11 protein-coding genes are annotated in these 12,204 nt (G+C 62.0%); 5 read left to right on the top strand and 6 right to left on the bottom strand.

The window, feature by feature from the left end; translation table 11 throughout:
* Positions 1 to 258 precede the first annotated feature (258 nt).
* Positions 259 to 1,161, bottom strand: coding sequence for an HpcH/HpaI aldolase/citrate lyase family protein (locus HHL24_RS06985; protein WP_169484772.1), 903 nt, complete (start codon positions 1,159 to 1,161; stop codon positions 259 to 261).
* Positions 1,158 to 2,390 (bottom strand): Zn-dependent hydrolase, encoded by a 1,233-nt coding sequence (locus HHL24_RS06980; RefSeq protein WP_169484771.1) that lies wholly within the window; start codon positions 2,388 to 2,390, stop codon positions 1,158 to 1,160. The genes HHL24_RS06985 and HHL24_RS06980 overlap by 4 nt, the downstream gene beginning before the upstream one ends.
* A gap of 141 nt (positions 2,391 to 2,531) precedes the next feature.
* Between HHL24_RS06980 and HHL24_RS06975 the strand changes: the two genes are divergently transcribed.
* Complete coding sequence (locus tag HHL24_RS06975) at positions 2,532 to 3,485, top strand: LysR family transcriptional regulator (protein WP_329606593.1); 954 nt, start codon at positions 2,532 to 2,534, stop codon at positions 3,483 to 3,485.
* A gap of 99 nt (positions 3,486 to 3,584) precedes the next feature.
* Here the strand turns inward: HHL24_RS06975 and HHL24_RS06970 are convergent, their stop codons facing one another.
* From HHL24_RS06970 to HHL24_RS06955, 4 genes are all read right to left on the bottom strand, one after another.
* Positions 3,585 to 4,511, bottom strand: coding sequence for a 2-hydroxyacid dehydrogenase (locus tag HHL24_RS06970; protein WP_169484770.1), 927 nt, complete (start codon positions 4,509 to 4,511; stop codon positions 3,585 to 3,587).
* Between the two features lie 22 nt (positions 4,512 to 4,533).
* A complete protein-coding gene (locus HHL24_RS06965) occupies positions 4,534 to 5,310 on the bottom strand; it encodes a class II aldolase/adducin family protein (RefSeq protein WP_169484924.1) in 777 nt (258 codons plus the stop codon).
* A 107-nt stretch (positions 5,311 to 5,417) separates the two neighbouring features.
* Positions 5,418 to 6,077, bottom strand: coding sequence for an RraA family protein (locus tag HHL24_RS06960; protein WP_169484769.1), 660 nt, complete (start codon positions 6,075 to 6,077; stop codon positions 5,418 to 5,420).
* A gap of 33 nt (positions 6,078 to 6,110) precedes the next feature.
* On the bottom strand, positions 6,111 to 7,475 hold the full coding sequence (locus tag HHL24_RS06955) for an MFS transporter (protein ID WP_169484768.1): 1,365 nt from the start codon (positions 7,473 to 7,475) through the stop codon (positions 6,111 to 6,113).
* Positions 7,476 to 7,890: 415 nt separating this feature from the next.
* Between HHL24_RS06955 and HHL24_RS06950 the strand changes: the two genes are divergently transcribed.
* The 4 genes from HHL24_RS06950 to HHL24_RS06935 all read left to right on the top strand — a co-directional run bounded on the left by HHL24_RS06950 (position 7,891) and on the right by HHL24_RS06935 (position 12,204).
* Positions 7,891 to 8,610, top strand: a complete 720-nt coding sequence (locus tag HHL24_RS06950; protein WP_169484767.1) for a FadR/GntR family transcriptional regulator — start codon at positions 7,891 to 7,893, stop codon at positions 8,608 to 8,610.
* A gap of 90 nt (positions 8,611 to 8,700) precedes the next feature.
* Positions 8,701 to 9,468, top strand: coding sequence for an SDR family oxidoreductase (locus tag HHL24_RS06945; RefSeq protein ID WP_169484766.1), 768 nt, complete (start codon positions 8,701 to 8,703; stop codon positions 9,466 to 9,468).
* A gap of 80 nt (positions 9,469 to 9,548) precedes the next feature.
* On the top strand, positions 9,549 to 10,841 hold the full coding sequence (locus tag HHL24_RS06940; RefSeq protein WP_169484765.1) for an MFS transporter: 1,293 nt from the start codon (positions 9,549 to 9,551) through the stop codon (positions 10,839 to 10,841).
* A 115-nt stretch (positions 10,842 to 10,956) separates the two neighbouring features.
* Complete coding sequence (locus HHL24_RS06935) at positions 10,957 to 12,204, top strand: enolase C-terminal domain-like protein (RefSeq protein ID WP_169484764.1); 1,248 nt, start codon at positions 10,957 to 10,959, stop codon at positions 12,202 to 12,204.

The raw sequence follows: 12,204 nt of genomic DNA, 5'->3' as shown, positions 1-12,204 counted from the left end.
GAACGTGGTGGTTGCGTTGCAAGCAACGGCGAAGGAATTATGTCACTTATCGGCGATCCGCCTAGTCAACCCATGTCAACCAGCCCTAATTGGCAAGCATCGCCGCAGATCCCTCGGCGCGTATCCGCTTGCGATAACGATCGAGCCTGACGATTCCAATCAGCGACACGGCCGAACGGAACGGCGATCCGGCTTCCTCGACGCGGCCGTACCCGACCCACGGTGAAGAAAATCGCCAATGGCAGCCACTCGCCCTGCCTATGCGTTCCGGCTGTCGTCAAAGGCGCGGAGCAGCGCGTCACGCGCGATCAGCCGTTGCGCGTTATTGCGCTCCGGGTAATCGATCCATGCCGATCCGGCAGAGGGCGGACTCGCCTGCAGTGCTGCGTGCGCGTCGATGAGCGCATGCGCTGCCTGCACGTCTTCCGCGGATGGCGTCAGTGCTCGGTGAATCGCCACCACGTGTTCCGGAAACACGACGCTTTTCGAGGCGAATCCGAGTTGTGTGGAGATGTCCAGGTCCTGCACAAGCACCTGCGCCGACCGGTATGTACAAGGAAGATCAACCGGCACGCAGCCGGCGGCAACGCACTCGATCAGAAAACGGCTGCGCGCGTAAAGCAGTTCGTTACCGCCGGGCGTGCGGCGCGCGCCGAGATTCGCCGCCAGGTCTTCGACTGCGAGCATGCAGCACTTTATTCGTGCCCCCACCTGAAGTAGCGTTCCCAGATTGACCAGACCCTTCGCGGATTCGATAACGGGAACCACCTCCGTCGAGCCCGCCGGAATGCCCAGCTTGCGCTCGATGACGGCCAGCGCATCGTCAAGCGCGGCCAGTTGCGCCGCGCTCTCCGCATGCGGCAGAAAGATGGCCCGCGGGGTACCGGGCATGACGCCTTCGAGATCGGCATGGCCGTCGTGCTCCAGTTTGTTGATCCGTACCGAGCCGAGCGTGCCGGCGCGAGCCGCCTCGCGCAATAGCGTGACAATGCGCTCGCGTGCCTGCGGCCGGTCTTGCGGCGAAGTCATCTCTTCGAGGTCGGCGACGATTGCATCCGCACCGCTTTGCAGCGCGACTGCGTGGGCCTCGGAATGGTTGCCGGGTACGAAGAGCCATGTGCGCCGGATGCCTGGCGAGCGCGGTGTTTGATGGGCATTCATACGGCCTGGCCCGCGCGCACAAGCATCGCGTGAAGCAGCACGTCCGTGCCGCGCGTAACGTCTTCCGGCAAAGCGTCTTCGGCTTCGTTATGGCTCAGACCGTCGACGCAAGGAATAAAGATCATCGCGGTCGGACAATGTTTGGCGAGGTGGATCGCGTCGTGACCGGCCCCGCTGACGATGCGTTGATGCGGATAGTCCAGCGCCTCTACAGCGTTGCTGACAGCAGCAATGCAGTGCGGGTCGAACGGCGTCGCCGGACTGACCCAATGCTGCCCAATCTCGACCGTGAGGCGACGGCGCTTCGCAATCGCATCGAAGCGCTCGCGCAGCGTCGCTTCCATGTTGTCGATCAGCGCGTCGTAAGGGTGACGCAGGTCTACTGTGAACGACAGGTCCGCGGCGATGGTGTTGCGCGATGCATTGCGTATGTGCAACTCGCCAATAGTGGCGAGGCCTTGCGGGAAGAAATCCGCCGCGATGCTCTCCAGTTCCGCGGCCATTTCCGCGCTCGCGAACAGAGCATCGCGGCGGTACTGCATCGGCGTCGTGCCCGCGTGCGCTGCCTGTCCGCGCACGTGCACATCGAGCCAGCGAATCGCCTGGCCACCCGTGACGACGCCGATCGGCACGCCGCTTTCCTCTAGCACGGGCCCTTGTTCGATATGCGCCTCGAAGTAGGCGTCGAAGACGATGCCGGGCACAGCGCGCGTGCCGGCGTAGCCGGTTGTTTGCAATGCCTGTTCGACTGAGGTGCCTCCGGCGTCGCGCGTGTTTAACGCCTGCGCGAGCGGCATGACGCCCGTGAAGGCCGCCGAGCCGAGCATGGCTGGCGTGAAGCGCGCGCCTTCCTCATTGGTCCACACGACGATTTCGATGGGCTTGTCGGTTTGAATGCCGGCATCGTTCAAGGTGCGGACGACTTCGAGCGCGGCGAGCACGCCGTAGACCCCGTCGAAGCGGCCGCCCTCGGGCTGGGTGTCAAGGTGGCTTCCGCTTGCGACGGGCGCGGCATCGTCCCGTTTGCCGGCGCGCCGGGCGAAGAGATTGCCCACCTGATCGACGGACAACGTGAGCCCGGCCTCGACGCACCACTGCGAGAAAAGCGCTCGACCTGCCGCGTCCTGTTCGGTCAGTGCGAGGCGCCGCACACCGCCTCCGGCCGTGGCGCCGACAGCGGCCATGTTCATCAGGCTCGTCCAGAGCCGCTCACCATTGATTTTTAGCATCACACACTCCTGAAGTCGCGGCGTACTGGCCGCGTCGGGTTCGTCGTGATGCCTTTATCGGTAATCAAAAATGATAAGTCTAATTTCTAATTCTAATCCTAAGTATAATTTTCGCGGATGATGAAAACAGTGAGGCTCATCGTGAGCAAAGACCGCCCGGACACCTATCTGAACGACCGCCTCGACTGGAACCTGCTGCGTACTTTTCTCGCCATTGCGAAAGAAGGTAGTGTGAGTCGCGCGGCGACGAAGCTGCATCTGACGCAGCCCGCCGTGAGCCAGGCGCTGCGCCGGCTGGAGGAGCAATTGGGACTGCGCCTCGTGGATCGCCACGGTCCGCGCATCGAGGTCACGCAGGCCGGTATCGAAGTGAAGCAGATTGCTGAAGACGTGTACGGCACGATCTCGCGTCTGTCGCTTGCCGAGGTGGATCGCGATCACGATATCTCCGGCATGGTGCGCGTGAGTACTGTCAGCGGCATCGATTTTCCGGCCTATGACACGTTTCTCGCGGAGTTCCATCGCACGTATCCGCGTATCGAACTCGAAAGCCAGGAAATGCGCAGCGCGGATGTGGTGAACAGTCTCCAGCAAAAATCCGCAACGCTCGGACTGACGCCGCGGCGCGCACTACCTAAACGGGTCGACAGCCGCGTGTTTCTGCGGCAACGGTATGCACTTTTCTGCGGACGGCATCATCCGCTCTTTGGGCGCGACGATCTTCGGGTCGCCGACCTGGCCGGCGAGAAGTTCGTTTCCTTCACCGGCGACAAAGTGGGCGATCACCTGTCGCCGCTCACGTTCTTCCGTGACGAGATGGGCTTCACGGGGCGCGTGGTCGGCTCATCGTCGAGCATGACCGAGGTGAGGCGTTTCATCTTCGCGGGCTTTGGCATCGGCTGCCTGCCGGAACACGTCGTACGCGATGACATCGCTCAAGGCCGCCTTCAGCGGCTGCCGCCGGATGAAGGTGTGGCCGACCTCGATATCTACATGCTGTGGTCACTGGACCGCAAGCTGAGCGCCGCTGAAGCTGCGTTTATCGATGCCCTGAATGCGTTCATCGACGGCCAGGCCGAAGGTGTTGAACGCTAGCACCGCGCGCAGTAGCCTCGCTCAGCAGCCTCGCTTAATAGCCTCGCTTAATAGCCGTGCTCAATGACCTCACCTAATAGCCGTGCTCGATAGCCTCGCCTAATAGCCGCGCGTGACATCGACCACGTTCTGCAGCGCTTCGCCGCGGATCAGCCTGCGCGCGTTGTGCGCCACTTGCGTGCCGATCGTCTCCGAGCTTGCGACCGACGCCATGTGAGGCGTCACGATCAGATTCGGTGCCCGCCATAAATGATCTTCGGGCGGTAACGGTTCCGTCGGAAACACGTCGACGATCGCGCCGCCGATCTGCCCGCTCGTAAGCGCCGCGATCAGGTCCGCGGGCACCAGATGCTCGCCGCGGCCGACGTGGATCAGTTTCGCGCCCGGCCGCAAGTGTTCGAAGGTGTTGGCGTTGAGAATCCAGCGAGTTTCGTGCGTGAGCGGCAAGAGACAAACGAGGATGTCCGTCGCCTGGAGGAATGGCTTGAATTCCTGCGGACCGGCGAAGGTCGTCACGCCCGGCAGTTCCCGGGGCTTACGCGCCCAGCCGTGCACCGCGAAACCGAAGCGCTGCAAATCCGTCGCGACGCGGCTGCCGATTTCTCCCAGTCCCATGATGCCGACGGCGCATTCGGAAGCATCACGTTGATTGTGGCGGAACCAGCGGTCGAGACGCTGATTGGCGAGCACGCGGTCGAGTTGACGATGAAAGTGCAGCACCCCCCACGTGACGAATTCGCTCATTCCGCGTGCGTGTTGCGGATCGACGACCCGGCACAGCGGCACGGCGGGTAGGGCAGGGTCGGACAGAATGTTGTCGACGCCCGCGGCGATGCTGTGCACGAGCCGCAGTTTCGGCAGCGCCGCCAGCGCGCCGGACGGTGGATTCCAGCACACGGCAATTTCAGCATCGCCAGCGGAGTGCTCGCCGTGCATCACGACATCGAGGTCGGGGGCGGCGCGCAGAATCGGCTGCACGAGGTGTGACATGTCGTAGTCACGGCTCATCAGAACTAATTTGGTCATTGCATTGAATCGGACAGCGGGCCTAGTTGCGGTAGTCGGATTGCGGGTCGTCGATCAACCGTAACGCTGCGCGCCACGCCAACTCCGAAATTCCCGCGGAGTCGTCGCGAGCAAACTGGCTCGCGGTCAATTCGCACACTTCTCGCGGCGGGATGCGCAGCGCGCTGCCGCCGGCCAGCGCCTGGATTTGCGCCTGACAGGCCCGCTCGAGGAAATAGATCTCGTGGAACGCTTCGGCTGCCGTGGCGCCTGCTGCAAGCAAGCCATGATTGCGCAGGATCATCGCCTTGCAGGAACCGAGGTCGCGCACCAGACGCTCGCGCTCGCCGAGTTCAAGCGCGATGCCTTCGTAATCGTGATAGGCGAGATTGCCGTAGAACTTCAGCGCATGCTGACTGATCGGCAGCAGCCCCTGCTCCTGGGCCGATACGGCCGTTCCCGCGGCGGTATGCGTATGGATCACGAAATGCAGATCGTCGCGTGCCGCGTGGATGGCCGAATGAATCGTGAATCCGGCGGCGTTCACACGGAACAGCGCCGGCTCGCTGTGCGCCCTCTCGTCGATGACGTTGCCGAGATGATCGATCTTCACGAGGTCCGATGCGCGCATCTCGTGAAACAGCACGCCATAGCGGTTGATCAGAAATGCCGGCGGCTCGCCCGGCGAGCTGGGCAAGCGCGCCGTGATGTGCGTGTCGATCATGTCGGTCATGCGGAAGTGAGCGGCGAGCCGGTAGAGCGCCGCCAGTTCCTCTCGTACCTGCTGTTCGGCGCCCAGCGGCGCCGGTTTGTCGCTCATGCGATCGGGTGTTGGCGTGGATTGCATTTCAGAAGTCTCCCAGGTTCTCACGTGCTGTAGTGCGCTTAGTGTTCGTTAGCGTGTCAGTATCCGTCAATTTCAATGTTCTAATGCTGATCATTAGCGGCGTGAATATTTGGCGGCATGAAGCATTGCAGGACCTCGTGAAGCGGCTCCTTGGCGTTAAGCCGATCCAGGATGGCGGGTTCCGCGCGGTCGGACGCCAGCGCCAGATCGATCACGGCGGCAAGGGCCGGCGCTTCGGCGAACAGCACACCGTTGTCGTCGGCCAGCACGATGTCGCCTGGGCGCACCACGACCCCGCCGCATACCACTGGCTCGTTGAACAGACTCGACGCCGTGTCGCGTTTTTTGGTCGTCAGCAAAGACGTTCCGCGCGCGAACACCGGCAGCCCCGTGCTGCGTAAGTCGATGAGATCGGTCACCACGCCGTCAACTATGACACCCCTCGCGCCGGCGTTGAGCGCGGCGCATGCCGTGACCGCTCCGACCGGCGCATGCGAGTGGTCGTCGCTCATGTCGATCACCAGCACGTCGCCGGCTTTGAGTTGCGACAGGGCGCGGTTCACCGGAATGGCGTCCGGCGACAGCAACTTGAGCGTCACCGCGCGCCCGATCACCTTCACGTTGGGGACCATCGCGCGAAGGCGATGGTCCGCGAAGCCGTTTTCCAGAAAATGCCCGAGTGTCGGGAAGCTGACGGCCTCGAGGCTGCGCGGTAAGGATGAGTCTGGTGTGGCTGGCATAAGAGAGATCTTTTCCGTTCCCATATCAGGCCGTCACGAAAGGCTCGGCGTGGCGGCATTGGCGCGCGCCGCAGACGAGATATCGCGGCGAAGCGTCTCGGCGAGCAGCACGAGCGCGAGTACCGAAACAGCAGCCGAGCCCATCATGTACCACGCCACCGACGAACCGCGGCCGGTAGCCGACAACAACGCGGTGGTGACAATCGGCGTGGCGGCGCTGCCGAGCAGCCCGGACAACATATAGCTCACCGACAGGCCGGAGTAACGCACCTCGGTGCCGAACAACTCCGCGAGGAAGGTCGCGATGGGGCCATAGTTCGCGGCGAAGGCGGTCATCATCAGCAGATAGCCGAGCAGCGCAAACGGAAACTCACGCGTATCCAGCAGCCAGAACAGCGGAAAAGCGAGCAGGGCCTCGGCTACGATGCCGCCGATGATCACCGGCTTGCGGCCCACGATATCGGATAGCTTGCCGAAGGCCGGCAGCAACACGATGCAGAGCGCGCAGGCGATCAGTGCGATGGAAAGCATTGCGTTACGCGAAAAGCCCAGCGTCTGCGTCCCATAGGTGAGCCCGAACGCGACGATCAGGTTGAACGAGGTGCCCGTCGACATGGTCGCGATGCCGCCGAGCAGAACCTGCTTCCAGTATCGGGTGAGTACCTCGGCGATCGGCAACTTGACCTGGGCGTCGGCTTCCTTGATCTTGCGAAACGACGGTGTCTCCGATGTGTTCAGACGGATGTACAGCCCGACCCCTACGAGCAATGCGCTCGCAAGGAACGGAATGCGCCAGCCCCAGGAGAGCAGTGCTTCGTTTGAAAGCATGGCGTTGCTGACCAGAAACGCCAGATTGGCGATCAGGGTACCGGCGGGCACTCCGATCTGCACCCACGAACCATACAGTCCCCGCTTGTCGGCGGGTGCGTGTTCCACCGCCATCAGCACGGCGCCGCCCCACTCGCCGCCGAGCGCGAGTCCCTGAATGACGCGCAAGGCGAGCAGCAGAATCGGCGCCCAGATGCCGATCGACGCGTAGTTCGGCAGCAGGCCGATCGAGAACGTCGCGATGCCCATGATGATGAGCGAGACCAGCAGCATCGCCTTGCGTCCGAGGCGGTCGCCGAAATGGCCGAACAGGGCGGCGCCGACAATGCGTGCGAGGTAGGCGGAGGCAAACGTGCCGAACGCCAGCAAGGTGCCGACCAATGGGACAAAGCCGGGAAAGAACACCTTGTTGAAGACGAGTGCGGAGGCAGTGGCGAAGACGAACAGGTCATACCATTCGACGGTCGTGCCGATCACACTCGCCACCGCGATCTTTTTCATATTGCCGGATGAGCCGTCTGGTGACGGTGAGGACGGCGGTGGCGTGTCCGCTGGGCGATAGGACGTCATGGGTTTCTCCTTGAGGCATGGCGGTTTCAGTGGATGAACGCAGCCATTGCGCGCATGGCCTGGTGCCTTTATCGGAAGCCAAAAACAATAAGTAAAAGTCTGTTTTCTAATCCTTTGTATTAATGCGGCGAATGGTCGGACGGCCGGCCAGGTGAGCGTCTACGGCGCGTGCAACGGCACGGGCAATGCGCTGGAGCCGCTATTCAATTTTCTCGCCGATGCGGTCGCGGCTTCATCACTGCATCGGGCGCCGCGCTTGCGGATGCGCGCAAACGCGCGGCGCGTTGCTTCGTGCCACAGCCCCTTCCATCCCCGGCAACCCCCTTTCGACCGACACCCCGGGTCAACCCGAATTGCCATGAGGCCGCTTCACGCCTATCTTTCTACATCATACGTATGACATAGAGAGCAAATCGTGGCTACTTTGCACAGGCAGGTCCTGAATCAGATGGGCGAACAGATTTGTTCAGGCAAATTCATGCCCGGCGACATTCTTCCCGCCGAGCCGGTGCTTGCCGAGCAGATGCAGGTGAGCCGCATCACCATCCGCGAGACGATGAAGTCGCTCTCCGCCAAGGGCATGCTGCAGGTGCGCCGCCGCTATGGCACGGTCGTGCTGCCGCGCGCGCAATGGCAGTTGTTCGACCCGGACGTGATCATGTGGCGCGCGCGTGCGGGCGCCGTCGAGCCCGGTCTCATCGAAGACCTGATGGAGCTGCGCCTGATCATCGAGCCGAACGCAGCCCGGCTTGCCGCGAAGCGCGCAACTGACGAAGACCGCATCGCGGTCCGGCGCGCTTTCAAGGCAATGGAGCGCGCGGTCGCCGGCCACGGCGAGTATGTTCCCGCCGACCTCGCATTTCACGGCGCCATCCTCACCGCCTGCCATAACCAGTTTGTCCAGCAGATGCAGAACGCGCTGTCGGCGATTCTGCGCACCAGTTTCGAACTCAGCTCCGAAATCGCCGGCGGTCCGGCCCGTTCGCTACCGATGCATGAGGCACTGTGCGTCGCGATCGAGAAGGGTGACCCCGAGGGGGCAGAGGAGGCAGTCCTCACGCTCATCAGGCGGGCCGAGCAGGACTTCGAAGACCGTGCCGCGCTAGACCGAACCGCTAACGACCAACCCGCTTAGCGAACTCCGTAACCCATTTCATCGCGACCGTCGTGACGATCGCGAGGGGTGCACTCGCGCCTCGTTTTTGAACATCGAGAGGACACACGCATGACACAGCTATTCGATCTGAGCGGCCGCACGGCGCTCGTTACCGGCTCGGCGCGCGGCATCGGTTTCGCGCTTGCCGAAGGACTGGCCGCCGCCGGTGCGAACGTCATCCTGAACGGCACGCGCGCCGACACGGTCGCCGAAGCGGCCGCCCGTCTGAGCGAGAAGGGTTTCAATGCGCAAGGCCGCGCCTTCGACGTCACCGACGAAGCCGCCGTAGCCGAAGCGTTCGCGCAGTGGGACAAGGACGGCGTGCAAGTCGATATCGTGATCAACAACGCCGGCATCCAGTTTCGCAAACCGCTCGTCGAACTCGAACTGAGCGACTGGCAGCGCGTGATCGACACCAATCTGACGAGCGCCTTCATCGTCGCGAAACAGGCCGCGCGTCGCATGATCGCGCGCGGCACGGGCGGCAAGATCATCAACATTGGCTCGCTCACGAGCGAAGCCGGGCGCGCGACAGTCGGCGCCTATACGGCGGCGAAGGGCGGCATCAAGATGCTGACCCGCGCCATGAGCGCCGAGTGGGCGGCCTCGGACATTCAGGCGAACGCGATCGGGCCGGGCTACATCCTGACCGACATGAACAAGCCGCTGATCGAGAACGCCGCTTTCGACGCGTGGGTCAAGAGCAGCAATCCTTCGCAACGCTGGGGCAGGCCGGAAGAACTCGTCGGCACGGCGGTGTATCTGGCTTCGCCGGCGTCGAGCTATGTGAACGGCCAGATCATCTACGTCGATGGCGGCTGGCTGGCGGTTCTTTAAATGCAGGTCAACGCGAGTAGAGCAAAACAAACAGCCACTCGCGCCAGATAGTTCGTATGCCGTACAGATCCGGAGACATCATGGAAAGCGTCAAACCCGTAGCAACTCAAAGATGGTGGTATCTGATGCCCATCATCTTCATCACGTATAGCCTCGCCTATCTCGATCGCGCGAACTACGGCTTTGCTGCTGCCGCCGGAATCGACAGGGACCTCGGCATCTCGCACGGCACCTCGTCGCTGATCGGCTCGCTGTTCTTTCTCGGTTACTGCCTGTTTCAGGTGCCCGGTGCGATTTACGCACAGCGCAATAGCGTCAAGAAGCTGATCTTTTTCAGCCTGATTCTGTGGGGCCTATGCGCGGCGGCGACCGGCATGGTCAGCAATATTCCGATGCTGATGGTGCTGCGCTTCGTGCTCGGCGTGGTGGAGGCCGCCGTGATGCCGTCGATGCTGATGTATATCAGCCGCTGGTTCACGCGCAGCGAACGCTCGCGCGCCAACACCTTCCTGATTCTCGGCAATCCGGTCACAGTGTTGTGGATGTCGGTGGTGTCCGGTTATCTGGTGCATAGCTTCGGCTGGCGCGAGATGTTCATTCTCGAAGGCATCCCCGCGCTCGCATGGGCGATCGTATGGTGGTTCACCGTGAAGGATCGGCCGGCCGACGCGCCCTGGATGAGCGATGCCGAAAAGACCGAACTCCAGGCACGCCTGACCGCTGAGCAGGCCCACATCGCGCCGGTACGTAATTACAAGGCGGCGTTCCGTTCGTCGATCGTGATCAAGTTCTGCTGGATTCACGCGTTATGGAGCATCGGCGTGTACGGTTTCATCATGTGGCTGCCGTCGATTCTCAAGGGCGCGTCGACGATCGATATCGTTTCGGTCGGCTGGCTCGCCGCCGTCCCGTATCTCGCTGCGATCATTCTGATGCTGCTCGCGTCGTGGCTCTCGGACAAGACCCGCAACCGCAAGTTGTTCGTGTGGCCGTTGCTGCTCGTTGGGACCATTGCATTTGTCGCTTCCTATCTGGTCGGCGGCTCGCACTTCTGGATTTCGTTCGCGCTGCTAGTCGTTGCCGGTGCAACGATGTACGCGCCGTATGGCCCGTTCTTCGCACTGGTGCCGGAACTGATCCCGAGCAACGTGCTGGGCGGCGCGATCGGCCTCATCAACGCGTGCGGCGCCTTGGGTGCGTTCGCGGGATCCTGGGTGGTGGGCTATCTGAACGGCGCGACCGGCAGTCCGGCGGCTTCGTACATTTTTATGGCGACGGGTTTGCTGCTCTCGGTGATCTTGATGATGACCGTACCCGCGAATGCTGACGAGCACGCGAAACGTGAGGCTTCGCTGTCGTTGCATCGCACGTGAGGCACGGGGAATTGTTCACACCGGTTCGGCCTTACCGACACGTTGGACATCACGTTTTGACGAAGAAGGGCGCAATCCGACTTCATTTGATTGATTCGATTTTGGCAGACAGAACATGGCAACCCTGATTACCGATGTAAAAGTCATCCTGACCGCGCCGGAAGGCATCAACCTGATTGTCGTGAAGGTGGAGACGAACCAGGCCGGTTTGTACGGTCTTGGATGCGCGACGTTCGCCTATCGGCACGTCGCGGTGAAGTGTCTCATTGAGGAATATCTGCGCCCGTTACTGATCGGCCGTGATGCCGAAGCGATCGAGGAACTGTGGCAGCTGATGCATCAGAACGCGTACTGGCGCAATGGCCCGATCGAGAACAACGCGATATCCGGTGTGGATATGGCGCTGTGGGACATCAAGGGCAAGATGGCGAACATGCCGCTCTATCAACTGTTCGGCGGCAAGTGCCGCGAAGGCGTGCCGATTTATCGCCATGCGGACGGCCGCGATCTGAACGAGCTGTGCGAGAACATTCAGAAGTATCGCGAGCAGGGCATCACGCATATTCGTTGCCAAAGCGGTGGCTATGGCGGAGGTGGCTTCGGCAACGCGCCCGCGAGCGCGCCCGAAGGCGCCGCTGATGGCGTGTATCTCGACAGCAGAAAATATATGCGCGAGACGCTCAAGCTGTTCGACGGCATTCGCAGCACGATCGGTTTCGACGTCGAGTTGTGCCATGACGTGCACGAACGTCTGAAGCCAGTGGAAGCGATCCGCTTCGCGTGCGAACTGGAACCGTACGAGCTGTTCTTTCTCGAAGATGCGATTGCGCTCGAGGAAGGCGAATGGATGCGTCAGCTACGCGCCAAAACCACCACGCCGTTGGCGCAGGGCGAGCTGTTCAACAACCCGTATGAATGGCGGTTTCTGATTACCGAGCGGCTGATCGACTTCATCCGCGTGCATCTGAGCCAGATCGGTGGCATCACGGCGGGACGCAAGCTGCAGATATTTGCCGAGCAGTTCGGGGTCAGGACCGCATGGCACGGTCCGGGCGACATGTCGCCGCTGGCGCATGCCGCGAACATCCATATCGATCTCGCCGCGCGTAATTTCGGCGTGCAGGAATGGTCGGGGACTGAACCGCCAAATTTCGTGATCCAGGATCTTAAGGGGCCGAGAGAGGCCTTGCTGGATGTCTTCCCGGGTTTGCCGGAATTCAGGAACGGACACGTCTATGCCAATGACAAACCGGGCTTGGGCGTCGACATCGACGAAACCGAGGCCGCGAAATATCCGTGCGAAAACAGCGTGACGACGTGGACGCAAACGCGCCTGAAGGACGGCACGCTGCAGACACCGTGA

This window comes from Paraburkholderia polaris, from assembly GCF_012927345.1.
Classification (GTDB): domain Bacteria; phylum Pseudomonadota; class Gammaproteobacteria; order Burkholderiales; family Burkholderiaceae; genus Paraburkholderia; species Paraburkholderia polaris.
This window is presented reverse-complemented; position numbering and strand designations above follow the sequence as displayed.